24 protein-coding genes and 1 pseudogene are annotated in these 23240 nt (G+C 62.0%); 15 read left to right on the top strand and 10 right to left on the bottom strand.

Features of this window, described 5'->3' with window-relative positions; genetic code table 11:
* Window positions 1–1541 precede the first annotated feature (1541 nt).
* Window positions 1542–1757 (bottom strand): hypothetical protein, encoded by a 216-nt coding sequence (locus HCU76_RS29980; protein WP_213957968.1) that lies wholly within the window; start codon window positions 1755–1757, stop codon window positions 1542–1544.
* A 16-nt stretch (window positions 1758–1773) separates the two neighbouring features.
* Here HCU76_RS29980 and HCU76_RS29975 point away from each other — a divergent pair, with 16 nt between their 5' ends.
* Entirely contained in the window at window positions 1774–1932 is a 159-nt protein-coding gene (locus HCU76_RS29975) for a hypothetical protein (protein ID WP_218511283.1), read from the top strand.
* A gap of 267 nt (window positions 1933–2199) precedes the next feature.
* Here HCU76_RS29975 and HCU76_RS29970 read toward each other — a convergent pair whose 3' ends face one another.
* The gene (locus tag HCU76_RS29970) at window positions 2200–2976 is read right to left on the bottom strand and encodes a transposase (RefSeq protein WP_256354572.1); all 777 of its coding nucleotides are present in this window, start codon (window positions 2974–2976) and stop codon (window positions 2200–2202) included.
* A 1670-nt stretch (window positions 2977–4646) separates the two neighbouring features.
* On the opposite strand from HCU76_RS29970, the gene HCU76_RS29965 reads away from it, so the two are divergent.
* Together HCU76_RS29965 and HCU76_RS29960 are read left to right on the top strand one after the other, a co-directional pair.
* The gene (locus HCU76_RS29965) at window positions 4647–5894 is read left to right on the top strand and encodes a porin (protein ID WP_256354571.1); all 1248 of its coding nucleotides are present in this window, start codon (window positions 4647–4649) and stop codon (window positions 5892–5894) included.
* A gap of 387 nt (window positions 5895–6281) precedes the next feature.
* Entirely contained in the window at window positions 6282–7892 is a 1611-nt protein-coding gene (locus tag HCU76_RS29960; RefSeq protein WP_371319927.1) for a recombinase family protein, read from the top strand.
* Window positions 7893–8035: 143 nt separating this feature from the next.
* Here the strand turns inward: HCU76_RS29960 and HCU76_RS29955 are convergent, their stop codons facing one another.
* Window positions 8036–8323: a hypothetical protein gene (locus tag HCU76_RS29955; RefSeq protein ID WP_213957964.1), complete on the bottom strand. Its 288-nt coding sequence runs from the start codon at window positions 8321–8323 to the stop codon at window positions 8036–8038.
* A 36-nt stretch (window positions 8324–8359) separates the two neighbouring features.
* Here HCU76_RS29955 and HCU76_RS29950 point away from each other — a divergent pair, with 36 nt between their 5' ends.
* The gene (locus HCU76_RS29950; protein WP_213957963.1) at window positions 8360–8584 is read left to right on the top strand and encodes a hypothetical protein; all 225 of its coding nucleotides are present in this window, start codon (window positions 8360–8362) and stop codon (window positions 8582–8584) included.
* Between the two features lie 453 nt (window positions 8585–9037).
* Here the strand turns inward: HCU76_RS29950 and HCU76_RS29945 are convergent, their stop codons facing one another.
* The 4 genes from HCU76_RS29945 to HCU76_RS29930 form a co-directional block, all read right to left on the bottom strand.
* Entirely contained in the window at window positions 9038–9919 is an 882-nt protein-coding gene (locus tag HCU76_RS29945; RefSeq protein ID WP_213957962.1) for a plasmid partitioning protein RepB C-terminal domain-containing protein, read from the bottom strand.
* The gene (locus HCU76_RS29940; RefSeq protein ID WP_213957961.1) at window positions 9916–10830 is read right to left on the bottom strand and encodes a plasmid partitioning protein RepB C-terminal domain-containing protein; all 915 of its coding nucleotides are present in this window, start codon (window positions 10828–10830) and stop codon (window positions 9916–9918) included. The genes HCU76_RS29945 and HCU76_RS29940 overlap by 4 nt, the downstream gene beginning before the upstream one ends.
* The gene (locus HCU76_RS29935) at window positions 10827–12392 is read right to left on the bottom strand and encodes a recombinase family protein (protein ID WP_256354569.1); all 1566 of its coding nucleotides are present in this window, start codon (window positions 12390–12392) and stop codon (window positions 10827–10829) included. The genes HCU76_RS29940 and HCU76_RS29935 overlap by 4 nt, the downstream gene beginning before the upstream one ends.
* A gap of 88 nt (window positions 12393–12480) precedes the next feature.
* Window positions 12481–13062 carry a hypothetical protein gene (locus HCU76_RS29930; protein ID WP_256354568.1) on the bottom strand — a complete coding sequence of 194 codons (582 nt, stop codon included), beginning with the start codon at window positions 13060–13062 and terminating at the stop codon, window positions 12481–12483.
* 113 nt (window positions 13063–13175) lie between these two features.
* Between HCU76_RS29930 and HCU76_RS29925 the strand changes: the two genes are divergently transcribed.
* The 4 genes from HCU76_RS29925 to HCU76_RS29915 all read left to right on the top strand — a co-directional run bounded on the left by HCU76_RS29925 (window position 13176) and on the right by HCU76_RS29915 (window position 15003).
* A complete protein-coding gene (locus tag HCU76_RS29925; protein WP_213957960.1) occupies window positions 13176–13355 on the top strand; it encodes a hypothetical protein in 180 nt (59 codons plus the stop codon).
* A gap of 83 nt (window positions 13356–13438) precedes the next feature.
* Window positions 13439–13717, top strand: coding sequence for an FHA domain-containing protein (locus tag HCU76_RS29920; RefSeq protein WP_218511282.1), 279 nt, complete (start codon window positions 13439–13441; stop codon window positions 13715–13717).
* Window positions 13714–13848 (top strand): hypothetical protein, encoded by a 135-nt coding sequence (locus tag HCU76_RS36905; RefSeq protein WP_256354567.1) that lies wholly within the window; start codon window positions 13714–13716, stop codon window positions 13846–13848. The genes HCU76_RS29920 and HCU76_RS36905 overlap by 4 nt, the downstream gene beginning before the upstream one ends.
* An 81-nt stretch (window positions 13849–13929) precedes the next feature.
* Entirely contained in the window at window positions 13930–15003 is a 1074-nt protein-coding gene (locus tag HCU76_RS29915) for a hypothetical protein (protein WP_213957958.1), read from the top strand.
* A gap of 145 nt (window positions 15004–15148) precedes the next feature.
* Here the strand turns inward: HCU76_RS29915 and HCU76_RS37335 are convergent.
* Together HCU76_RS37335 and HCU76_RS29900 are read right to left on the bottom strand one after the other, a co-directional pair.
* Window positions 15149–15936 (bottom strand): annotated as a pseudogene (locus HCU76_RS37335) (alpha/beta fold hydrolase).
* A 736-nt stretch (window positions 15937–16672) separates the two neighbouring features.
* Window positions 16673–17002: a hypothetical protein gene (locus HCU76_RS29900; RefSeq protein WP_213957956.1), complete on the bottom strand. Its 330-nt coding sequence runs from the start codon at window positions 17000–17002 to the stop codon at window positions 16673–16675.
* A 787-nt stretch (window positions 17003–17789) separates the two neighbouring features.
* On the opposite strand from HCU76_RS29900, the gene HCU76_RS29895 reads away from it, so the two are divergent.
* The 4 genes from HCU76_RS29895 (at window position 17790) to HCU76_RS29880 (ending at window position 20584) form a co-directional block, all read left to right on the top strand.
* Complete coding sequence (locus HCU76_RS29895; RefSeq protein WP_213957955.1) at window positions 17790–18233, top strand: site-specific integrase; 444 nt, start codon at window positions 17790–17792, stop codon at window positions 18231–18233.
* The gene (locus HCU76_RS29890) at window positions 18160–18588 is read left to right on the top strand and encodes a transposase (RefSeq protein ID WP_213957954.1); all 429 of its coding nucleotides are present in this window, start codon (window positions 18160–18162) and stop codon (window positions 18586–18588) included. Before HCU76_RS29895 ends, HCU76_RS29890 begins: the two co-directional genes overlap by 74 nt.
* Window positions 18564–18914 (top strand): IS66 family insertion sequence element accessory protein TnpB, encoded by a 351-nt coding sequence (gene tnpB / locus HCU76_RS29885; protein WP_213957953.1) that lies wholly within the window; start codon window positions 18564–18566, stop codon window positions 18912–18914. The genes HCU76_RS29890 and tnpB overlap by 25 nt, the downstream gene beginning before the upstream one ends.
* Window positions 18915–19009: 95 nt before the next feature.
* Window positions 19010–20584: an IS66 family transposase gene (locus HCU76_RS29880; RefSeq protein ID WP_371319926.1), complete on the top strand. Its 1575-nt coding sequence runs from the start codon at window positions 19010–19012 to the stop codon at window positions 20582–20584.
* 44 nt (window positions 20585–20628) lie between these two features.
* Here the strand turns inward: HCU76_RS29880 and HCU76_RS29875 are convergent, their stop codons facing one another.
* A complete protein-coding gene (locus HCU76_RS29875; RefSeq protein ID WP_213957951.1) occupies window positions 20629–20973 on the bottom strand; it encodes a hypothetical protein in 345 nt (114 codons plus the stop codon).
* A 101-nt stretch (window positions 20974–21074) separates the two neighbouring features.
* Here HCU76_RS29875 and HCU76_RS29870 point away from each other — a divergent pair, with 101 nt between their 5' ends.
* The 3 genes from HCU76_RS29870 to HCU76_RS29860 are packed head-to-tail and all read left to right on the top strand — an operon-like array spanning window position 21075 to window position 23081.
* Entirely contained in the window at window positions 21075–21650 is a 576-nt protein-coding gene (locus HCU76_RS29870; RefSeq protein WP_345944755.1) for a tyrosine-type recombinase/integrase, read from the top strand.
* A gap of 10 nt (window positions 21651–21660) precedes the next feature.
* On the top strand, window positions 21661–22863 hold the full coding sequence (locus tag HCU76_RS29865) for an IS91 family transposase (RefSeq protein ID WP_213957950.1): 1203 nt from the start codon (window positions 21661–21663) through the stop codon (window positions 22861–22863).
* Complete coding sequence (locus HCU76_RS29860; RefSeq protein ID WP_218511281.1) at window positions 22860–23081, top strand: hypothetical protein; 222 nt, start codon at window positions 22860–22862, stop codon at window positions 23079–23081. The genes HCU76_RS29865 and HCU76_RS29860 overlap by 4 nt, the downstream gene beginning before the upstream one ends.
* Window positions 23082–23240: the final 159 nt, after the last annotated feature.

The following is a 23240-nucleotide window of genomic DNA, read 5'->3' as shown; positions in this document are numbered from 1 at the left end:
ACGGGATCGGCGCCCCAGCCGTTGCGCTTCGCGGCGGGGACGACCAAAAGTCGCGCCTGCGAAAACGCGCATGGCCTCGAACCATTAAACGCACTTCCCAAGTCAATGAGCCTCCCGCACAGTCGCTGCAACGACAACGCCCGGAGACAACGTGCCAGGTTCCCATTCAACACGCGGTGCAAGCCGCCGACTGGCTGCGGCGCGATCCCGTCCCGGGCCGCGCGGCACGCCTGCTGAATTGCCTGTGCGCCGGCATCGCAGCGATCGCCGCGTCATTGACCGCCAGCGAGATTGTGCTGTTGCTGGCGTCCGGTTTCTGGTCGGACGAGGTCACAACAGTGGCACTGATTGGGTCGGCGTGCTTGGCGCAACGATCGCAGGTCATGGAAGGCACACATTCGCATCAGCGCCTTGGTCTCCGCACTGCCACGGCATCGCGACAAGTTCGACAGCGTGGCGACACTGGTGACGCTGGGGACGCTGTTGCCAGTGGCAATCGAATAACTGCTTCGCTGAATGGGGCCAGTCGTCACCCGCGCTCGGCATTCCGAACGCGGTGCGTCACGCGGCGCTGCCGGTCGGCCTCGCGCTGATGCTTATCTCCAATAGCCCAAGATCAGCATGCGCATCATCAATTCGGGATCGATCAATGGCCGTCCAGTGTGGCTATGGACTGAACCCAAGGACCAGCGCACGTAACAAGATGCAAATCATCGAAGCCTTTCCATTGCGGAGAAGCTCTGAGTCTGATGAAAAGCCCCGCGCTCCAAGCAGTCCGGAACGCTTGGCGAAAATCCGCGGCACAACGACAATGCCTCGCAATGACGGCGAACGAACCGGGAGCGAAAGCGCTACTGCCTCCAGACTTTCCCCATCGCGACTTTGTCACCCGCTCTGGCGCGACGATGCGGGTCCCTCGTCATGTCGTGCGAATCGAAATCAAGGATGGAACACGCGGATGGCAAGTGCGATACCGCGGCCGCACCAGATTCTTCTCCGACCGGAATCGGGAATTCCCGTTCGGCACGCCGCAGACTTCACTCGCGCGCGCCATAGACTTTCTCGCAGACATCTACGACGGCCCAAACCCACCATTGAGGAATATCGAGTCACGAAACAAGCTGTTCCCAACGGGGACTCCTGGCGTTCGCATCCGCCACAGAATGGAGAAGAGCGGTACCTGCCTCGTGACCTACGTGGAAGTTGATGCGTTGGAACGCGGTGCCGGCTCAAGACGCTTCTACGTCGGAACGAGCAGGACGGTGACCGAAGAACGCCTTCTGCACCAATTCGGTCTTGCCGTGGCCTACAGGAGCCAGAGCGTCGCAGAACTCCTGGAGAGACGCTCCCGCCCACCCATCACTTACGGCAGAGAAAGCGATCTAAGGCAGAAGGCGCCATAGACGGCAAACAGCGGCGTGTCCGCCGGTGCCGCACCCCGAGCATCGCCGTCAAGTTCCGGGGGCCGGCCCGTGAACACCCGCAATCGCTGCGGAGCCGCCGAGCAGTGGTCGATGATGGCGGACCTTCCGGCAAGATCGTCACCAGAGCCGCCACCAGGGGCGGGAGCGGGCGTCCAACGGCCTGGTGTCGAGCGCCATCATCGAAGATGTCGGGGTACCGAAGCGGCGGCGGATTTCGGCCTCAAGTGCGTGCGCGAAGCCGCGAGCGCGCTTGTCGCCGTGCAGCGCGCGCCGGCGCCATTCTTGGGCTTGAGCCAAGAGCGTCTCGTCAGGAAGTTCGCTGATTTCTGACATGGATGGATTTTCGTGCATGGCGCAACTCGGCCGACGCCTGCTCGCGCAATGGGAGCCGGCCCAGTCCGACGCGGAATGCGAGTACAACTTCCCAGGGTGCAACCCGCAAGCGCGCCAAGCGCGACGACTGCAACCTGTCACCTCGCCGCCAGTGGCGCAGGCCGAGGCCGACTAACCCAAAATCCGGCAGGTGCCCATCCCTATGAGCCCGTTCGGGGGTCTGAAGGGGCCGATGGCAGGCGCAATGCGCTGGCTGATGTAGCGCAGCATCGCCGCCCACGGGTCCTGCGTTTGAACTGCTCCGCAGTTGCCCTGACATGCGCCAAGGCCGCACGGATATTGGCGATCAGCGGTTTGAGGATGTGCGCCTTGCCGTGCAGCAGCGTCAGATACAGCGTCGTTCGCCCCGCATGGCTGGCCGCCTTGCCCACCGCCGCCAGCATCAGCGGGCGACTCGTGATCGCCTCCATGCGCGCGCTGGGTTTGGCCGCCCGGCAGTACCAGTCCACCAGTTGTAGACCAGCGCACAGGCCCGTGCCGCGGTCTGGCAGCGCCCGAGGTCCTGCGTGGTGAAGCCGCCCATGCCCCACAGGTTCTTCAACTCGTCGAAGCCGTTCTCGCAGTCGGCACGGTCCCGGTAGAGTTGCCCGATGGCTTCCAGCGGGTAGGCCACATCGGTCACCATCACCGCGTACTCCCATAGCCGCCCACCCTCATGCACGCTGGGGCTGGCCAGGTCCAGGCGCAGTTGCTGACCACCCCTGCCATCGTCCGCGCGCCGCTCGCGCGCGAGACCGCCGCGGATGCGCTGGCGCACGATGACCACGCGGCGCTTCCTGCTCCAGCCGTGCAATTGCAGTTGGTCTTCGATCATCTGGCAGCCATGGTTGTCCGGCCGGCTCCAGTCCTGGCGGGCGAACAGGCGCGCCACCAGGCGCTGCACGTTCTTGGTCTGCCTCAGGCGCAGCAGGTAGGGCTGCGAGCGGCTCTCCAACTCCAGCAGGATGGCTTCATTGCCGTAGCCCGAATCGCCTCGCACCAAGGCCGGGTGCTTGTCGCCCAACTCATCCAGCAACCGTCCCAACGCAGCTTTGGCGTGGGCGCTGGTGTGCTGCTTGCCCGAGCTGACCTGAACGTCCAGCACCAGACGCAGGTTGCCCACCCAGAAGGTGTGCAGCACGTGGCTGGGCCGCGCGGGCTTGCTCGGGTTGTAGCCCAACTCGGCGCCCTCCTGGCGGCCATACAGCGGCTTGATGCTGGCGTCGATGTCCAGGCTTGTCCAGTGCCTCGCGCACGGAGTGCATCAAGGCGGGGCGCATCCATGCGGCACTGGCCGCTTCGTCCATGCGCTCCAGCGCCCGGCGCAGCGCGTCTTCGCTGACGACTTTGTTCATGCCCAAGGCCTGCGCGGCAACGGTGTCCCCGCGCAAGGCGGTGATGTGGGCATACCGGCGATGGCCCGCCAGCAAGCCCAACATCAGGGTGCCCAGGACGTCGCGCTTGTCCGGCGCGTTGCCACTACGGTATTCCAGAGGGCAGGCCGACACCCAGCGATCGAACACGCCCGTGGCCGCCAGGAACTCCGCGAAGAAGACCAACTGGCCGTGCGGCGTGACCGCCGCACCTTCGTCCCAGTGCACGTGCATGCGCCCGCCCAGCGTGTCAACCACCTGCGCCGGGTTGACGTGCTCATCGCCCCGCGCGAGGGCCCCTTGTCGTTTGCGTCTGGCTTCACCCATCGGGTGAGTCTGCCAAATCAGCCGCGCTCCGCGCCAGTGCTGGATTCCCGCAGCTTTGGATGACGGTAACTGCCGTTTTTAGGCTAACTTGTGCGCAACGACGCGGTGCGCATCGAAGCTATGCAACGCGGACGCGCGTACCAGAGCATGTCGTCATCGACGCCAACGCCGGACGATCGTGCAGGTGTAGCAGTTGCAAGCGAAGCGCCTATGTATCGAGTCGGCGACGGCCGAGCCGGTTAGGGACTGTTGGCGATGACTACGCCAGCTCAGGATCATGAGCCGATCGCAAGGGCAAAAGGGTCACAGCACCAATCGGCGTTCGACGGGCTTGCGTGCGAAAAACGCGCCGTGGCGGTTATCGGATGCGAAGACGTATCGCGACGCCGTGGCGGTAACAGTGTCGCGCCATTTATTGCCCCCGATTCGTGCACGACACTGCTGATCACGGCGTCCGTCCGGACATGAGCAGTTCCCGATGACAACGCAGCAGCACCAGAGCTTGGCCCCTCCCTGTCATCTTGCTGTGCCGAGCTTGGGAAGTACCTCCTCAGTGAACTCTTTAGTTGCCTGGATAGTGGCCGGCCGCGATGTCCTCCAGCAGCGTCGCATGTGACCCGCAGGAGACTCCAGAAGCGTTTCGCATTGAGGTGCGTAAGACAGCCCTCGGCCAATTTGCTGCGCGGTGAATTGCGCCGCGATACAAAACAACTCGTATTGCCATCAAGATCGAACAAAGCGGCGCCAGGCCATCGCCTGGCAAGAGCCGTTGTTCGGATGCTCTGGCAGGAGCGGAAAAGCGACAGCCTGCGGCATCGAGGATGCAAATCATATCGGCACTTGCGCATCCTCTATCAGCGCCTGCAAGCTGTCCGTCGTCATTCTTGCTTGCCAATCTGACGTGAGTGTGAAGTCTGGAGGCGACGAGACGATGCATCTTGCGCTGGCCCACGCTGGGGCGCATTTCTGTTGGTGACCTCGGGTCGCGGAACCCGCTTGATCAGAACGGCTTAATTGCGCACCAACCGTCCGTCAGCCTGGCTCGCGCTCTGAAGCATCCTCGCAACACCGTCACATCGCCGACATTGCGGAAATCTACCGTGCCTTGCATATTGACAAGTTTGTCGGAGAGTTCGCGATGAAAATGTGCATGGTGCTCATGATGCCGGTGGCCGCTTTGGCTGGCATCGGCACAGCCTCGGCTCAGTCCTCCATCGTCATGTTCGCTGTGGTGGACAACTCCATCAGCAGCTACCGGAACCAGGCCAACGGCCCGTTCGGTACCTCCGTGACGACAAGCCAGACCGTTTTGACCAACTCCGCCCTCAGCTCCAGCCGGTTCGGCTTTCGCGGCAGGGAAGACCTGGGCGGCGGGCTGGGAGCCAGCTTATGGCTGGAAGCGGGTTTCAATTCCGACGACGGTTCGGGCGTTGGGTCGAATGGACTCATCGCGTTCAACCGCCGCTCGACGGTCAGCATCGACGATGGCGACTGGGGTGAGTTGCGCCTGGGCCGCGACTACACGCCGACGTACTGGAACGACAATCTCTTTGACCCGTTCGGCGTGAACGGTGTCGGGACAAGCCTGATCAGCACCGCCAGCGGACAGACTTCGCCAGGCAGCGTCAGAAGTGGCTGGACGAATGGGCAATACTCCCGCGCCAACAACTCGATCGGCTATCACTTGCCGGCGCTGGGTGGCTTCTACGGCCAGGCCATGTATGCCTTCAACGAGAAGGTCACGTACGACCCGGGCGGCACGACGCCTCCGGGCGTGGCCGCGATCGCCGCCAATCCGGCGCTGGCAGCCACCCCCGACAACGCGCGCGCCGGCAAGTACGTCGGGGCCCGCGGTGGCTACAAGAACGGACCGGTGGACGTGGCGCTGTCATACGGCGAAAGCACCGTCGGATCCAACTACTACGTCGGCTCGACCGCCACCATCAAGACATGGAACGTCGCTGCTTCGTACAACTTCGGCGTGGTCAAGCTCTTCGGCGAGTACTCGAACAACAAGATGGAAACGAGCCTCGCGACCAACACCTTCAATCCTTTAGGCGTCACCAAGCCGGAATTCGACGGCTTCCTGATCGGGGTGACAGCACCTATCGGAACGGGCGACCTGCGCGCCTCGTATTCCGCGGTCCGGTACAAGAACATCAACTTGAACACATTCGGGTTCAACCCGGACCCGAAAGCGGACAAGTTCGCGATCGGGTACGTCTACAACTTTTCCAAGCGCACGGCCGTGTACGCAACCGTCGCCTACCTGAGCAACAAGGACGGCGCCGGTCTGACTGTCGGGGGCCCGAGCTACTACACGCAGCCAGTCGCAGGCGTTGCGCCGGTGCCGGACAAATCGTACGGCTACGACCTGGGTATGCGCGTTTCCTTCTGATTCGCCGCGCTTCGCGGATCGAGCGCGGCAGTTGGCGCACTCAATTGTCGACTGGACGCTCGCCGGAAACGACACACCCAAGAGCCTTCCCTGCCGATCGTGCGCCCAAGCCCACCAACCAGACCGCCCACGAGCCTGCGCTCGCAACGACATCCGCCATTTTGCGGGTTGCATCGTCGGCGCCCAGGATGATCCGATGAAGGTTGCGGGGCCGGGTGATTTTGCATAGACAGCCCACGTACCCTTACAGGCCCAACTGATCGTTCATCTATCGAGCGAGTTCCTCTCGCCGCCAGGACGCCCACCGACTGCGACTGCAATGCCTTCGACCGGGCGTTGATGATGTTGCAACTTCTTGAATCTGTCTGATCGTGGTTCCGTGCGCAAATGTTGCCCTCGTCGGAGGCGAATCTCCCGAGGTTCAGGCTGGAGGCCGACATGCACCACCCTACGCAATTGACAAACGCTCTCATGCAGGTCCCTGCAGCGCAATATTTGCGAATGTCTACGGATCACCAACGGTACTCGATTGCGAACCAGTGCCTTGCAATTCGCAACTATGCAGACCAACGAGGCATGGTGGTTGTCCGGACCTACGCTGATGAGGGCAAGAGTGGCTTGGATGCCGTCGGACGAGACGCGTTCTTGCAGTTGATTGCAGATGTCGAGAGCGGTCAGGCTAACTTTCGCGTGATTCTTGTCTTTGACGTGAGCCGCTGGGGCCGGTTTCAGAACACCGACGAGAGCGCCTTCTACGAGTACCGTTGTACACGGGCCAGAATACCAGTCGTCTACTGCTATGAGTCTTTCGACAACGATGGTAGCCCCTTGGCCACGCTGATCAAGAACATCAAGCGGTCCATGGATGGAGAGTACAGCCGGGTGCTGTCTGCCAAGGTGTATGCGGGGCAATGCCGTTTGGCCGAAATGGGGTACTTCCAGGGCGGCCCGCCCGGATATGGACTGCGCCGTCGCTTGGTCGGCGCCAACGGCGAAGCCAAAGGCATCTTGGAGGCTGGAGAGCAGAAGAATCTTCGTGGGGATCGCGTTGTGCTGATTCCCGGGCCGCCTGCAGAAACGCGCCGCGTGCGGCAGATTTTCTCCGCCTATGTCGAGCGAACCCTCTCGGAAGAGGCAATCGCGCAATGGCTGAACCGACTGGGTGTTCCTACGGATCTCAATCGTCAGTGGACAAGACAAACCGTGCACAACGTGTTGACCAACGAACGGTACTTGGGATGCTCGCTGTACAACCGACGTACCGCAAAACTCAAACAGAAAAGTACTCGCAACGCCCCTGTTCTATGGATTCGGCGAGAAGGAATGTTCAAGCCCATCGTAGAGGAAAGCCTCTTTGAGCGCGCCCAGGCGCTGCTGGCGTTTCGCTCCCATTGCGATGACGCGACCATGCTTCGCTTGTTGCGAGAGTTGTTCGCGCGTATCGGGAGCATCTCTGTGGCAATCATCGACGAACAAGACGATATGCCGTGCGCTGCGACATACCGCATGCGATTTGGTAGCCTGCCGAAGGCCTACGCTCTCGCCGGATTGGAGGCGGATCGAGACTACGCCTACATTGACTTGAAGCGAAGGCTCCGTGCGTACGGCGCGAAGGTGACTGATCGGATACTGAGGAGCCTCGAATCGGCGGGTTGCGAAGTCCTTCGGAGCCTTGGAAACTTCAGGTGCAACGGCTTGGCAGTGGCCTTGACGGTTGTTCGTTGCGGCAAGGCGCCCGATGGAAGGCCACAGTGGCGAATACCGAAGGCCCCGCGTGAAGCGCCGGACTTGCTCGCAGTGGTGAGAATGGCAGTGGGCAACACCGACCCGCTTGACTACTACCTGATACCGCGAGAGGAGTGTCAGTGGCTACCTGTGCGCTCGGGATCGGACGGATGCGCGCGATTCCAGCAATACAAAATTCAATCGTTCGACGGTGTGGAACAAGCCCTGCTAAAGACCCTTACCCAAGGACGCCGCTACGTCGACGGTCATTAGAAAGCTGCGCCAGTGGCCCGGCCTCAGGGGGTCGGTGCTTGCGACCGGCAGCTCGGCATCGTGCTTGAAAGCACTGCGCAAATCCAGGCTGCCCTTCTCGCAGTCGAGGTCGCGGCAGGGCGTGTCGTTCCATTTCGAGCACGTCACGAGCGTCTGCGCGATGAGCGGCTCCCGTACAGGAAATGCTGGTAGTTCAAGTCTTCGGCCAAACCTGCATCGCGCGCCGAAGCCAGCATGATGTCTCGCGCAAATGCCGCCACGGCCATGGGAGGATCGCTGGCCACATCGAACACGTCGGCGACGAGGGCATTGTCGTGTTGTTGTAGTACGCTCGTTTCGCTCGAAAGTACTGGGTAAGGTATCGGTTCCTCATGGCCGGCGCCCGACTTCCCGACCGGCGCGATGTTGGATGCGATGACAGATTGCAACAAGATGCATGGTGCTATTTCCGACCGTGGAGGCCAACGTTGAACCGGCTACGCGACATTGCGCTGTCTGTCGAGGAACAGGAGCTCGGCCGTTTCTGGTGGGTGCTCATGGAATCGTCAGGAGACGACATTTGGAGCGAGCTGGCCTCATCCCAGGTTTCGGAAGCCAGTTGGATAGACGCTTTCCGCGCCGGCTGCCTGGCACTCGGCAAACTGGTACCCGACGCGATCATTTGCCTTCACCACGGACGCTTCTCCGCCTGATGCTCGATTTGGCTTTGCCGTTCACCGGCGACCCCTCGGTCAAGTCCTCATGAACGGCCAGGTTCGAGCGCTTGCGCGACCAGGGGATCGCTCAAGGTGCGTGCGATCGACACAGTTGTCACAGAGCATTCACACTCACATTTCGTGCCGCGGCAAGAAAAGCCCCGTCGAAGACCTGCCCTTGAATCGCCGCCGTTCAACTGCCGTCTGGAGCGGCGCAATGAAGCGCCAACAAAGCCCGAAGCGGGGGCAGCAACCGCGCAAAGCAGCAGTAGACAAAATCAACAAGCCGCGAAGCGAAGCTGAGAACCTCGCTCCGATCACCTCGCGCGATCCAAGTGCGCCGAGTTTCAACAGCCTGCTGAAGCTGCTCCCCTGGTGCAGCAGCGCCATCGGAGATTTCGAACGCAGCTCGATGCCCCAGACTCGCAAAGCCCAACGGGGGAAGCCGCACTACAACTCCATGGATGTCATGCGCACGATCTGTGCCAACTGTTCCAGCACCTGCGCTTCGCGCTTCTCAAGGTATCGACGGACCGCAGCATTGTCCAGCAACTTGACGATGTAACCCCTGACCACCACGAGATTCAGGATGTCCTCGCCATAGGTGTTCTCGGCCATGCGGTACTGATCCTGCAAGTTGCTCATCTCGCGCTCCATGCACGCCATCTGTTCCTGGCTTGCACCGCGACGTTTTGCGGGCCGCCTGCCTTGCACGAGCATGTCCGCCGCGGTGGCGGCCAGCATCGCTTGCGCATACGAAATTGTCGTGTTGTTGGCTGACACCATCAACTGCATGCATTCGACCTGCCGCGCTGGTTTCATCTTCCGGAGCGCGCTGGAGACCTCGGTCGAGAACTGGCGGTCCTTCATCATCGCGATCGCTTCCTCGCAAATCCCGTCGAGCATCGACATCTTTTTTGTGATCTGCCGAACATCGACGCAAAGGGACCGGGCGAGGCGTTCAGGCGAAACACCCCGCTCGACTGCACGTCGTATCATCAGATGCTCCTGAACCGTCGAGAGCCGATTGACGCGGTTGTTGTAGGTGTAGCTTTCGTCATTCGTGGCGACTAGACAGGGAGCCTCCTGGTGACCCAGGCTCCTCAGCGCCTCGAGACGCAAATGCCCGTCCAGCAGACAGTGCTGCCCGGTCTTGCGGTCGACAGGCGCGATCGATAGCGGCTCGATCATGCCGATCGCCTGGATCGATGCGCAGATCTGCTTGAATTTCTGGGTCTGCAGGAGCCCGCTGGGCAACTTGTGCGAGGGAAGAATGCGCGCCAAGGCGATGCTCATCGGCTTGGGCAGGAACGCTAGCGCGACGTCTGTCACGTGGCGCTCCCATCATCGACCGCGCGCTCGAACACGCGTCCGTCCAGGTAGCGCGGCAGCGAGTCAAGCCCTTCTGCGCGAAGCAGGGTACGGAAATGTTCTTGCGCGAACAACTCGCGCAGGGCGCCGACCACGAACAGCAACCGCTGCTGCGCCAGCGCGGACTTGCGGACCAGCAACTGTTGGCGTTGCGCTTCCTTGCGATAGGCCCGCACCAAGCTGGTCGCGGTGACGCCATCGGGCTTCTCCGGCATGCTTCGCACCACGGAGGGGCCGAATAGCTGGCGCTGCTGAATCAGGCGGCGCGCGTCCAGCAGTTGCCGGCCTCGCAATTGACCCGTCTCGTACGCCTCATGAAGCGCCGCCTGCACGGCCTTGTCGTCGTTGCCCGCGCTGACGATCTTGAGGGCTGCCGAGAGCGGGATCTGGCCGCGTCCGACTCCTGCCAGAAGGCGCTCCTCGCCGCGCGCGACCAGCAGGAGAATGTCGTAGACGTATTGGGTCGAAAGACCGGTCTTCGCCGAAATTTCCTTGGCGCTGTGCCCGCGGCCGTCAAGTTCCGTGATGCCGGCCAGCAGTTCCAGCGGGTTGTACTTGCGCCGCGCGATATTCTCGGCCAGGCTCATGATGAAGGCATCCTCGTCGCTGACCGTGACGACCAGCGCGGGAATGCGAGCCTCACCCAATTGGCAGAACGCCTTGAAACGTCCTTCACCGCACACCAGCAGGTAGGTCTCGGCGCCATCCGCGCCGGCGCGGGGTGTCACCGTGATGGGCTTCTTCAGGCCAATCGCCTGGATGTTGTCAACGATTCCACCGAACACCAGTCCGTTCCTGTCGCGCGCATTCAGGACTTTGATTCGGTCGAGCGGGATCATTCGCAAGTCCCGCGCTGGCACACCCGCGTTCATGCGCATCTCCGAAGCGGGGTCTGCGACGCCATCCCGTACAGATAGTCCAGCGTTGCAAAGCGGTAGCTCTCCAACTCCACCGCGTTGCGTTCGGTCAGGCTGATGGGCACTTGCCCGAAGTCAAGCCGAGGCAGCAAGTAGTAGTCAAGGGCGGCGTCGTTGGCAGGGGTCAAGCGGACTGCCACGGTAACGTCCGGCAGGAGGCTTGTGTCGAAGCGCACCTTCCAGCGCCGGCGAGCGCCGCCCGCGTCGCAACAACGCGCCAGCACCACGGAAACGCTGAACTCGTGGTTCACGTCCAGCAAATCGGTGGCGGGGTCCCGAAACGTCCGCCCGCTCATCGCAATGATGCGGCTCTCGACGTCGGCCACGATGGTGGGATGAAACTTGCGCAGAAAGCGGTTGATCTCCAAGTAGCGATAGTCCCGGCCGGGCGCATAGCCGATCAATCGGTACGCGCGCAACAGGCTGCCGAACCGATGGGCGTATGCCGACGAGGGTGGCATGTCCTCAGCTTCGTCGATCACGATGCCGGAGAGAAAGCCCCGGTGCTCGTAGAGCCCCTTAAGCCGAGCGAGCAATTCATCGTCCGTGAAACGCAGTGCCCGTGCACGAATGATGCCTTGTGCGGTGTAGAAGACATCGGCATCGACAATCGCTTCAAAGGCGCTGTCCTTGCGGATCCAGTGCTCGGGGCTGTTCTCTACACGGCGCTTCTTGAGCTTGAAGGACCGGCGGTTGTAGACGTTGTTGCCGATGTATTTCTCGTTGGTCAACAGTTGGTGCACCGTCGCGCGTGACCACGCATGGCCCCGGTCCGTGGCGATGGACAGCTGGTTGAGTCGCCTCGCAATTTCGGTCTCGGGCAGCCCGCCGTCGACAAACCAATCGAAAATCCGGCACACGACGCCGACTTCACCCTCGGGACCTGGCTGAAGGATCACACGGTCTGTCTGCAGGCTTTTCTGCTCGCCGCGTTCGAGCAGTCCCTTGACCTCGCCAACCTGGTCCACCAGCACGCGGCGCAAGCCATATCCTGCCGGGCCCCCCTGACGGAACCCCAGTTCGACCAGCCTGCATTGGCCTGCGAACACCTTGGCGGAGAGTTCGCGGCTGTACTCGCCGGCCATCGCTCGCTTGACACCCTTCACGATGGTGGAGACAGGAGACCCGTCGTTCTCGAATTGCTCGGCGCAATAGGCCACCTGTATGCCCGCCCGCCGGCACAGATATTCGTAGTAGGCGCTTTCGTCCGCGTCCTGAAAACGCCCCCATCGACTGACGTCGTAGACCAGAATGACCGAGAACGCGACTGGGCCCGCCTGGACATCGTCGATCAATTGCTGCAAGGCATGCCGGCCGTCGATATGGAGTCCACTCTTGCCTTCGTCAGCGTAGGTCCTGACGATCTCGATGCCGCGCTGCATCGCGTACTCTCTGATGGTGTCGGACTGGTTGCGTGTGGAGTATTGCTGGTGCTCCGTCGACATGCGAACGTACTCGGCCGCGCAACGGCGCGCGCAACCGTCGGGCCGGGCCGTGTCAGCGGGATCGTGTTCCATCGCCAAGCCCCTTCAGAGAGTGGAAGGTGAATCGCGCGCGGCGTGCGCGATCTGCTGGCAAGGTAGCAGTTCCGGGGCGCAGCATCGATCAGGTCCTCTCTTTGCAATCTTCGGGCGCACGTTCGAACTCGCCGGACTGCCGGGCCACCACCGTGAGCCGCACCATCCAGACACCCATCTTTGCAACGGCGGCGGCATCCGTGCTACGCAATTCATACAGCCCATCGGGCAGGGTATGCGTATCGCAAGCCGAAGCGTCCATCCTTGCAATCCTGCGTGGCTGGCGCTGGACGTTGCGGACCTTCTGCTGCCTTCGGTTCTGCGCCGCGTAGGCCGGATGACTCGCGCGGTACTCTCGCCAGTAGCCGGGATTGCGCCCCGCCCACGCCCGTTGCGCCTGCGACTGGTTGTCGAGATAATCCGGGTCGCTGCGACGCTTGGCCTGCTGCCACAGACGGCGTCGTTCGCGCTGGCAATCGGGTTGCGCGCAGTACGACTGGCGCGGTGCCTGGGCTCTCGGCACGAACAGGTTTCCACAGGCCGTGCACCAACGACTCTCCATGGCGTGCTCCGTTTCCCAATGAACCAGCGACTGCCGGACAACATGGCCAACCAGGATCGCGAAGCGCGCATCGCGTGGTGGGCATCCCGCGCTATCGTCGATCGGCAATACGGCCTCGTCGCATTGGACGGCACGCGAGCGCACCCAGTGCGCATGTGGCCTCAAGCCCGGCAGGCGGTTGCGCGGCCACTGCTGCTATGCCAATATGGCGCGCAAGCACCATGATGGAAATTCGCGTGCGCTGGTCACGAGCGCAGTTCGACGAGGATGGCCAGCCGGTCACCAGCGGGTTGTGGATTCCGGACAACCCGATCAATCGCGAGCTGGCCGAGCGCATGGTGCGCGCCGGCGACGAGGTTTACGGCGAAGGTACACACTGGCTCGAAGAGCGCGAGGCGTGACGTCAGGCGCCCATTGCCTGCGCGATGCGTTGCCTTCGGAGAACCGTCGGCGTGCTTGCCCGTCTTTAGCAAAAGGAATCTTGATGCCCAAGTTGTTCATTCCGGCCGCGCATGGAAGTCGGACCGAGATCCCGCTCCGGGCAAATGCCAACTCCCTGGCCCGGGCCGCGCAGAACGACATCGTGGTGGACTCGGTCAGCGCAAGCCGCAGGCACGCCCGCATCATCGTGGCGCCTGCCTTCGTCACGATCGAAGACCTCGGCAGCAGCAACGGCACGTACGTCAACGGCGAGCGTGTCCAGAATCAGGTCCTCGCGGATGGCGATGCAGTGCGCATCGGTACTTTCGAGATGCGTTTGTGACTGACAACACCCAGGAATTCACAAAAGTGGAGGCCCTGAGGCTGCCGACCGTTCCTGGCCTGCTGGTGGACCTCGAGCGCGACTCCCCAACCATCCGCGACGTGCCGCACGGCCGCCGCAGCAAACCTTGAGGACAGGCGCGGCACCCCGGGGCCCCATGCTGCGCTCACTGATCCCCTACTTCGTACAGTCCGCGTCGACACCATCCCCACATGAGAAACCGCTACTTCCCGCAATACTTCCGCGCAGCAAGGCCGTACTACAACAACGCATTCGTCGCCGCGGTCTACAGGGCTGCGCACGATCCCTCGGTACCTGTCGTGCAGCTGGTGCGGGACACGATCATGGCCTCGGCCGAGGCGAATGGCATCGCCGCCAGCGTGAACCGGCAACACTTCCTGCACCGCGAGTCCCCAATCGCGCAGACCCTCGTGACGCTCGAGTGGAACGACACCCCGTTGTACGACATCAGTCCCGCCCTGCTCGAGGCCCTGACGCACTCCGACACCGGCGACACGCGCATCGCTGACCTGCGTTTGCCGAACCACATCTACTACCTGCACTGGGGGCCGCAGCCCGATCTGTTGCTTTACGGCAAGAACCCCGTCGAAGGCGCTATCGTGGCAACCGTCGAAACGCAGTGGCATGTTGCGCTGATCGCGCGCACGTCGGAATCCTGGCTGTCGATGAGGGAGCGGGATAACTTCCTGCTCAAGTTCCCGGAAGCATCGCGCGCACTGCCCTTCGATCGGGCGGTCGACCTCGCCATCGGGGCGGCGAGCGACGAGTTGCGCGAGGTCTTTGCAGCCTCGCAGGCGGGCCGCAACGACTGGAACATGTCGCTGGAAATTCGTGACCAGATGGAGAACGATCTGCGGGTCAACACGCCCGTGCTGAAGCAGGCGCTGTCGCTCGCAGGCAATTGCATGGCATACCTGACCACCTATCCCGGCGATGCGCGGTTCGGATGGGAAGTCGATGCGCCCGCGAAGATGGTTGCAAAGCTTGGCCAAGGCGAGAAGGAAGCCAGGCGGACCGCTTCCAAGATGAAGTCACTGGGATACCTGCAGGTTCACCGCGTCGGACTGGACTTCCAGCAATCGGTGGAGGCCGTCGAAGCTGAGCATGCGCATGCGGCAGGCGACGGCGAACATCCGAGCCGGCGGCCGCATTGGCGTCGTGGGCACTGGCGCCACCAGGCACACGGCCCCCAGCGCGCCCAGCGCAAGCTCATGTGGATGCGGCCCACGCGCGTGCTCGGGGGACCGGCGATGTCGCATTTCTGAACGCGGCACGGGCGCCTCGCGCTCCCTTCTGCGAGGTCACCGAGTGCGAGATAAGAATCATCGCGCGATGCGGCGGACTGCGAGAGTCGAGAAGGTCCAATACCGGCCGATGGAAATTCAATGGGCGGTCGGTCGGGACTGAGGGTCATTGCAAGTGTGTCTGGCTGCGCAGGAATGGGACGACTGCTTCCAAGACCGCGGTCGGGTTGTCAATCATCGGCCAGTGCCCGCTGTCCTGGAGCCGCACGACGCGCTGGACCGCAAACCATGCGCGTTGCATCTCGGCAAATCTGATCGGCACATACGGGTCGCGCGCGCCCCAAACCACGAGCGCAGGCAGCTTTGCGACGGAAATCTGGCTAATCCACCTTTTGGACAGTGCCCCAATATCTCCGGTGTTGCGATAGAGCTTGAGAACGGCCCGTCGCGTTCCTGAATCGAAATTTCTATACATCTCATCAAAGTACGCATCGGGCAGCCCACGCGGATTGCCATGGCGCAGCGCGAGCCTCAACGCGGGCCGGGTCGTGGCAATGAACAATGCACCAAGCAACGGCGTACGCCAGATCTTCGCCATGTAGTGCCAGCGGTATCCAGGCATGATTCCGATATTGATGAGCGTCACGCTGGCGACCCTTCCAACGTGTTGCGCCGCCCATTCGAGGCCCCAAAGACCACCAAAATCGTCAGTACCAAGTGCACGCGCTCGATGCCTTCTGCAACCAGCAACATGTCCAGATGCCTCGCATAGCCAGCAACCGAGTAGTCGAAGTCGCCTGGCTTGTCGGCTTGTCCAAAGCCTGGCATGTCGGGTGCAATGGCACGGCTTAAGGTCTGGACCTCCCGCAACAACGAAATCCAGTCCTTAGACGACCCCGGGTTTCCATGCACGAAGACGATGGCCTGCCTCGATGGCGCCTCACCTCCTCGCATGATCGGTGACCGGATACCTGCAACGGTCAGTTCAGCTTGTTCCATGGTGCCGCGCTCATGGGGGAAGTCGAATGCGAATGCTGCCCTGTTTTCGCATTGCCTCATAGCCATGACGAGCACGCAGACAACGCCCGCTGTGCACAACACCTTGAGTCGCCTTTCCAGGAAGCGAGGGCGCTCCAAGACTGTCTGCTGTCCCTCGAATTTGTCCGCCGAACGATGGCAACCATCGAAAGCTTACTTCGACGCTTGTTTCTCGCGAATTTCCGGTGTGCACTCGGAACTTGGCCTTCGCCGTCATTGAAGAAATCTGAGTCGGGGACAACAGCGATCGTCGCTGACGGCGGCGGCGACGCACGACAGGACGCCGTCACGCGCGAACGACTGCTTCCCGATTTCGCGAAATGGCGTTCAGGGCCCGACTTTTTCATAGCACCTTGCGCTGCCATTGGCAGCAAGCAATCGCGAGCCCCAGTTCGCGGCCGCCGGCCGAATATCCGGTCATGCGCGGCTGTGAGTTCACCGTCGAACCCGGCCAGCGCTCCTTCGGAGTGTTGGGCAGGGTGTCCCATAACAGTTTTCAGCGCAACCCGGCAACAGGTACTCCAAGCCAATCGCGAGCCGCAGAGCTACGAGCTGCTCTATAGCGACATCCGCAAATTCTGGCGACATCGGGATTGCGGAATGCAATCTGAGGCTGAGGTCCTGGTGCCCACCCGGTAGCCCGTAAGCCCTCTTACGAGTTAACAGATCGAAAAGCGGTCATTACCGTGATGAGCCGCGCAGACCCCAGCACGTAGACACAGGACAGAAGCGTCATGGAAATTCTCCGAAACGGCAGCTTCGCGAGTTGTAACAGGCCGACTCTGAGATTCAGGACGGCGAGGGCAAACCCGGCCAGTATCAAGCCAATACCAAGCGTCCGATCCACGGCAATCCAGCCCATCAAACCCGTTGAATTGGCATTTTCGAAAAGTCCTGCGGCAATCAACAATGCGCACAAAATCAAATTCTGAACATTCTCGAAAATCGACTTAATCAGCCTTCTTTTTTGACTATGACTCATTCTCATTCTTAAATTTTACTTTTTAGAAAGGCGTCGACAACGGCATGAAACAGCGATGAGCCCCAAAGAATTGCTGGAATTGATCGACGGCGCTATTGAATCGGAAAAACTGTTTTCCGAAGCTGCAAAATGCTCGCGTGCAGGCGAGCCGGTGGTCGCGCGGGACCGTCGATCATATAAGGGAAAACCCTTGTCACTCTCAGCGAGCCCCGAAAATGTGTACCAATTCGCAAGGAGCAAGGATGGACGATGTCTTTGCCCTGCGGCCTCCGGCGCCGCTGAAACCAGGGTCACTCCCATTCCTTGGTAGCTCCACAGCCCGGAGAAGGCTGAGATACACGGTGCTCAGCGAGCCACTGCGGACAGCCGATTGGGCGCAGTGTCGCTCAGGGCCTGCAGGCCACAAGAGGCTGATAGGCTGCCCACTCCACGCCCCGTTGGGCCAGAACGGATTTCCTCAACTTCTTGACGCGGTCGCTCAGGCCAACGAGACGGGCAACGTCTGCATCACTCTGGAAGCGGCCGTCGATTCAGAGGCCGACGCACCTCCAGACGACCGCAACCGGCATCACAGCGTGAGTTCGCCGGGCGGACGGGAAGGACGGCTCTCGCTGCTTATGGAGAGCTTTCCATAAGCAGCGTTGAACTAAACCGCTGGCTCGCGGTAGTGCCTGATCACAGGCGAGCGCCAATCCAACGCTGTGCATTTCCCGCGAAGTCTCCGATGGGGAACGATGTAGTTGCTGTTCGCAGCGCTTCATCCGTTCACTTGCAAAGGAGCTTCACCATGACACCGCTACGCCAGCGAATGCTCGAGGACATGGGCATTCGCAATCTCGCCGAGAACACACAGGTGTCGTACCTGCAACAGGTCTCGCGCTACGCCCGACACTTTGAACGCTCCCCTGAGGAGCTTGGACCAGAGCAGATTCGGACCTATCAGGTGCATCTGACGAAGACCCGCAAGCTCGCTCCGGGCTCAGTCAGCATCGCGACGGCGGCGCTGCGTTTCCTCTACAAGGTCACGCTCAAGCGCGAGTGGGCGCCCGACGCCATCCCGATGCCAAAGAAGCGTAAGCGCGCAATAAACCACGTTCTTCCCTCAAGCGCGATGAGGTGTGAGGCTACGTACCCATGTACAAGAACGTGGGCACGTAATGTCAGAGTTGATTTTGGATTTGGCCAGGCGCCTGGTAGTCGGGCACAAGCGCGATGGTCGCAGCATCTATGACGAGCAGGCCAAGCGCGAGCTGGTCCTCGCGTGTCGCGAGCCCGGGGCATCGATCGCGAAGCTTGCTCGCGATTGCGGCGTCAACGCGAACCAGGTGAACAGTTGGGTTCGCCTGTATGAGCGACAGTTGGCCAAGAGCACGGCGCCGAGCGTGGACGTTGTCGATGCGAAGACGCCGGCATTCGTGGCACTCGAAGTCGCAGCGACGCGCCAGGAAGAGACGTTGTCCATGGACATGCAGGCACGCCTTCCCAACGGAGTTGTGGTCGACTTGCGTGGCTGCGACATGCAGCAGGCATTGGCGATGATCGAGGCGCTCGGGAGAATGCGGTGTTCCGCTTCGAAGAAGGGCTGAAGGTCTACCTGCATCGCGAGGCCATCGACTTCCGGGTCGGCCTCAATGGTCTGGCAATCCTCGTCGAGCAGTCCCTCGGGCTGGATCCGTTCGCCGCGGCGGTGTACGTCTTCAGGAATCGGCGACGTGATCGCGTGAAGATTTTGGGTTGGCAGCGCAACGGATTTTGGCTGTTGATGAAACGTCTTGAGGAAGATCGTTTTATCTGGCCCGACGTCCTCACCGTGCCGACGTTGACGGTGGAGCAACTGCACTGGTTGCTCGATGGCATTGACCTCGCGGTGGTGCAGAAGCACCCTCGTCGCTTCTACGAGCGAGTGGCCTGAACGCTCAACGGCAGCTTGCAAAAAAGTTGTCGAATTCTTCCTCGACAATGCGATGTTCGAGGAACGCCTGCAGGTCATGTTGATCGAAGCAGGCGATGGTTCAAATGCCCACCGCCGAAGAATTCGCAGCCCTGCAGCAAGCCTTGGCCGAGGCCACTCGGCGCAGCGAATCTCTCGTCGGCGAACTGCGCGTCGTGACCACCGAGCGGGACCTGGCACTGGAGCGGCTGCGCGCATTGCAACGCCAGTTGTTCGCCGCCAAGAGCGAGGCTCGCGGCACTGAGCAGAAGGACCTGTTCCTCAACGAGGCCGAGGCACTCGCGCCAACCGCGCAAACACTGCCGGCCGAAATCGATGATGAGGACTCAACGCCAGTCGCGGGCCACCAGCGCAAGAAGCGCGGACGCAAGCCGCTGGACCCCGCACTGCCGCGCGACATCGTTCGCCACGAGCTGCCTGAGTCCGAGCGTGTCTGTGCTCACGACGGCCACGCGTTGGTGGAGATCGGCGCCGAGGTCACCGAGCAGATGCATGTCATCCCCGAGCAGGTGCGCGTGCTCCAGCACCATCGCATCAAGTACGCGTGCCCCTGCTGCGACCTGAGCCTGAAGGTCGCGCCGACACCAGCTCGCATCATCCCGCGAGGTCTGCTCACCGAGGAGGCGCAGGCCTGGGTCATCACGGGCAAGTACCAGTTTGGCATGCCCCTGTACCGCACGGCCGTGCTGTTGCGTCGCTTCGGCGGCGACATCGTCAGCAACACCTTGGCCGCTGGCGTCGTGCGCATCGGCCAAGCCGTGCAGCCCATCATCAACCTGCTGCGTGACCACCTGCTGGACTCGGACCTGATCTACGGGGACGAGACGACCGTGCAGGTGCTCAAGGAACCTGGGCGCAAGGCACAGACCAAGAGCTTCATGTGGGCTCAGATGAACGGCAGCGGGCCGCCGGTGCGACTGTTCGCCTATGCGCCGGGTCGCGGTGCTGTGCATGCCGAGAAGCTGTATGCCGGCATCCGGCGCGGCGCAACGCTCGTGAGCGACGGGTATCAGGTCTACGACGGCATCGCCGCGGACCATGGCCTGACGCATCTTGGATGCTGGGTGCATGCGCGCAGGCCTTTTATCAAGGCCGAGGAGTCGATCCCGAAGGCCGCCCGGTCGCCGGACCAGCTGGCCACACGGATCATCAGACTGATCGGCAAACTTTATCGCGCGGAGGCGCTGGCCAAGGGGTGGGCGCCGCAGCGCCGTCAGCGGCTGCGCCAGCGCTACAGCACCGCAGTGGTCAAGCAGATCGAACAGCTGCTGCTCGCGAACCTGCACGCCGTCGCGCCCTCGAGCCTGCTGGGCGAGGCGCTGCACTATCTGCACGGGCAGTGGCCCAAGCTCATCCGGTTCCTGGACAACGGGACCTGGCCGCTGGACTCCAACCCGGTGGAAAACGCAATTCGCCCATTTGTTGTTGGTCGCAAGTCGTGGTTGTTCGCCGACACCGTTGGCGGTGCGAACGCCAGCGCCAATCTTTATTCACTCATCGAGACGGCCAAGGCCAACAAAGTCGAGCCGTATCACTACCTCGTTGCCTTGTTCAAGAAGCTGCCACTGGCACAAACGGCCGACGACTACGAAGCCCTGTTGCCTTGGAACATTGAGCTGACCGCCTCGTAGTTGAATCGTAAGTCTGAAGAGGACAGGCCTGGACAGCTGAGCACTCAGCAGAACGCCGGGTTCAAAAGGTCAATCCCTGCGCCTTTGCACTTGATCCATGGCCCCGAGGGATGGTCTTCACCATCCCACGCCAAGAGAGCGGCCTGAGCATCGCCGCGCTGCTCATAGCAGTATCGACGCTCGTATCCGACAACGTCCATTCCAACGACGATCGCGGTGGTGAAGTTGAATCGCTTTACGGCACACAACTTCCCTTTGAGCATGCGCAGGTCCGTATACCCGCTTGCATCCAACGACTCGATCAAACTGGAGGCATCAACTGCAACGCGCGGCTGCGCGCCGACAGACCGCGAGTGTTCAGGGCTTGGGGTAGAGGCCATCTTCATCATTGTGACTGCGCTGGAACGAACGCTGATGACCCAAATCGAGAACGATCGGTAAGGACGCGCTTAATTGATCGCCTACAAAGAAGCCGCTCAAGCTGCCGGTCGTGCTCAGCCCCGAGGAGGTCATGCATTTCCTTGGGTGTGTCAACAACCTCAAGCAGCGCACGATTCTCACCACCGCCTATGCCGCCGGCCTGCGCGTTTCTGAGGTAACGCATCTGAAGGTGACCGACATCGACAGCCAGCGCATGGTGCTTCGGATCAATCAAGGCAAGGGCCGCCGTGACCGCTACGTGATGCTCTCGCCACGATTGCTGGAGGTGCTGCGCTCGTACTGGAAGGTGGTGCGACCCAAGACCTGGCTGTTTCCAGGCGACATCCCCGGCCGACCGATCACTACGGATGCCGTGGAACTGGCGTGCCGCAGAGCACACCGCGCGGCCTGTATCGCCAAGCCGATCACCCCGCATTCGCTACGCCACGCGTTCGCTACGCATCTGCTGGAGTCGGGCACCGATGTTCGACGCATCCAGTTGCTACTCGGGCATCGCAGCCTATCGACCACTTCACGCTACCTGAAGATCGCGACCAGCACGGTGTGCGCAACAACCAGCCCGCTGGATCTGTTGCCTGAGGTCCCGCTGCTGCCATCCGAGCCGACGCTGCCCCCGGTATTCTGAGCCGGCAGCGATGCGAGCCACCGGGCTCGAAGTGGCGGACATCTTCCGCCAGGTCGGGCCTGCCTACCGTCAGGACCACGCTGAGGCGATCAGCGGCGGGCAGCGTCGCGTCATGCGCGCCATCGAGCGTTGCCGCACGGCGGCGCTGGGCGGCCACGTCGAGCAGTGCGATGCCTGCGGCCACCAGCGCATCGCGTTCAACAGCTGCAGGGACCGCCACTGTCCGAAGTGCCAGTCGCTGGTTCGCGCACGGTGGCTCGAAGACCGGCAGGCGGAACTGCTGCCGGTCGAGTACTTCCACGTCGTCTTCACCGTGCCGCAGGAGATTGCCGCCATCGCGTACCAGAACAAGGCCGTGGTCTACGACATCCTGTTCCACGCCACCGCCGAAACCTTGCGCACCATCGCCGCTGATCGCCGGCACCTGGGCGCCGAGATCGGCTTCATTGCGATCCTCCACACCTGGGGCCAGAACCTGCTGCACCACCCGCACCTGCACTGCGTCGTGCCCGGCGGCGGGGTGGCCCCGGATGGCCAGCGCTGGATCGCCTGCCGCCCGGGCTTCTTCCTGCCGGTGCGCGTGCTGTCGCGGCTGTTCCGGCGCCTGTTCCTCACGCAGTTGCGGCAGGCCTTCGACGAGGGAGAACTGCGCTTCTTCAACAGTCTTGCGGCGCTACAGGATCCGGATTCCTTTGCCCGCTACCTCGCTCCGGTCGCGAATGCCGAATGGATCGTCTACGCCAAGGCGCCGTTCGGTGGGCCTCAACGGGTGCTGGACTACCTCGGGCGCTACACCCATAGGGTGGCGATCTCCAACAACCGCCTGATCGACTTCGCCGACGGCCGGGTTGCCTTTGCATGGAAGGATTACCGTCACGAGTCGCGTCGCAAGGTCATGTGCCTAGACGCGCAAGAGTTCGTTCGTCGCTTCCTACTGCATGTACTGCCGACGGGCTTCCAACGCATTCGCCACTATGGTCTGCTGGCCAACCGCTACCGCGAGATCAAGCTCGAGCGGTGTCGCCAATTGCTGGCCGAGCCCGCACCGGTCGTCGAGTTGCCGGCTGCATCGATGGACTATCGGGACCACTATCAGCGCCTCACGGGCGTGTCGCTGCGCGACTGCCCGCATTGCGGGCGTGGTCAGATGGTGCGCATCGAATCCTTCTCGGCTGGCACCTTGCCACGGGGTCCACCGAGCACGCCCGCATGAACATGATCTCGAACCGTCAGTGCCAGCACTTCTCGCCACGTCGCGCCCAGCGACAGGTCTCCCTTTGCGTGTTCGCGCCAATGATCGCTGAAGGTATCAGTCGGTACGCGCACATGGCACTCCCATCGCACACGTCACTGTCGCTGGCCCTCAAAGTCGGGATCAACCGGACCGCCCTGACGCCGCAGGTCTCCGCGACTTCAGCAGGTCGGCGCTGATTCAATTCCCATAGCACCACCGCTGCGCAGGCGGTTCAGTTCAACGGGATCTTTAGCCAACCGCCCGCGGACGAGGCGCGTCTTCTCGAAACAACGACTGCGCGCCGCAGCCGCTCGGCTAAAGACTCTCTGCATTATGCACAGCGCGTAGTTATGAAC

Origin of the sequence: Variovorax sp. dw_308 (assembly GCF_019207085.1) — a bacterium.
In the GTDB taxonomy this organism is placed as follows: Bacteria; Pseudomonadota; Gammaproteobacteria; order Burkholderiales; family Burkholderiaceae_C; genus Variovorax.
Note: the sequence above shows the minus strand (reverse complement) of the source record. Positions and strands in the feature narration are given on the sequence as shown.

What these genes read in the sequence shown, in the direction of transcription:
- HCU76_RS29900 (WP_213957956.1), bottom strand. Translation starts at nt 17,002, where the DNA reads ATGAGTCATAGTCAAAAAAGAAGGCTGATTAAGTCGATTTTCGAGAAT.
- HCU76_RS29975 (WP_218511283.1), top strand. Translation starts at nt 1,774, where the DNA reads ATGGCGCAACTCGGCCGACGCCTGCTCGCGCAATGGGAGCCGGCCCAG.
- HCU76_RS29875 (WP_213957951.1), bottom strand. Translation starts at nt 20,973, where the DNA reads ATGATGAAGATGGCCTCTACCCCAAGCCCTGAACACTCGCGGTCTGTC.
- HCU76_RS29895 (WP_213957955.1), top strand. Translation starts at nt 17,790, where the DNA reads ATGACACCGCTACGCCAGCGAATGCTCGAGGACATGGGCATTCGCAAT.
- HCU76_RS29865 (WP_213957950.1), top strand. Translation starts at nt 21,661, where the DNA reads ATGCGAGCCACCGGGCTCGAAGTGGCGGACATCTTCCGCCAGGTCGGG.
- HCU76_RS29920 (WP_218511282.1), top strand. Translation starts at nt 13,439, where the DNA reads ATGCCCAAGTTGTTCATTCCGGCCGCGCATGGAAGTCGGACCGAGATC.
- HCU76_RS29925 (WP_213957960.1), top strand. Translation starts at nt 13,176, where the DNA reads ATGATGGAAATTCGCGTGCGCTGGTCACGAGCGCAGTTCGACGAGGAT.
- HCU76_RS29965 (WP_256354571.1), top strand. Translation starts at nt 4,647, where the DNA reads ATGGTGCTCATGATGCCGGTGGCCGCTTTGGCTGGCATCGGCACAGCC.
- HCU76_RS29880 (WP_371319926.1), top strand. Translation starts at nt 19,010, where the DNA reads ATGGTTCAAATGCCCACCGCCGAAGAATTCGCAGCCCTGCAGCAAGCC.
- HCU76_RS29960 (WP_371319927.1), top strand. Translation starts at nt 6,282, where the DNA reads ATGTTGCCCTCGTCGGAGGCGAATCTCCCGAGGTTCAGGCTGGAGGCC.
- HCU76_RS29940 (WP_213957961.1), bottom strand. Translation starts at nt 10,830, where the DNA reads ATGAACGCGGGTGTGCCAGCGCGGGACTTGCGAATGATCCCGCTCGAC.
- HCU76_RS29935 (WP_256354569.1), bottom strand. Translation starts at nt 12,392, where the DNA reads ATGGAACACGATCCCGCTGACACGGCCCGGCCCGACGGTTGCGCGCGC.
- HCU76_RS29980 (WP_213957968.1), bottom strand. Translation starts at nt 1,757, where the DNA reads ATGTCAGAAATCAGCGAACTTCCTGACGAGACGCTCTTGGCTCAAGCC.
- HCU76_RS29890 (WP_213957954.1), top strand. Translation starts at nt 18,160, where the DNA reads ATGTCAGAGTTGATTTTGGATTTGGCCAGGCGCCTGGTAGTCGGGCAC.
- HCU76_RS29860 (WP_218511281.1), top strand. Translation starts at nt 22,860, where the DNA reads ATGAACATGATCTCGAACCGTCAGTGCCAGCACTTCTCGCCACGTCGC.
- HCU76_RS29915 (WP_213957958.1), top strand. Translation starts at nt 13,930, where the DNA reads ATGAGAAACCGCTACTTCCCGCAATACTTCCGCGCAGCAAGGCCGTAC.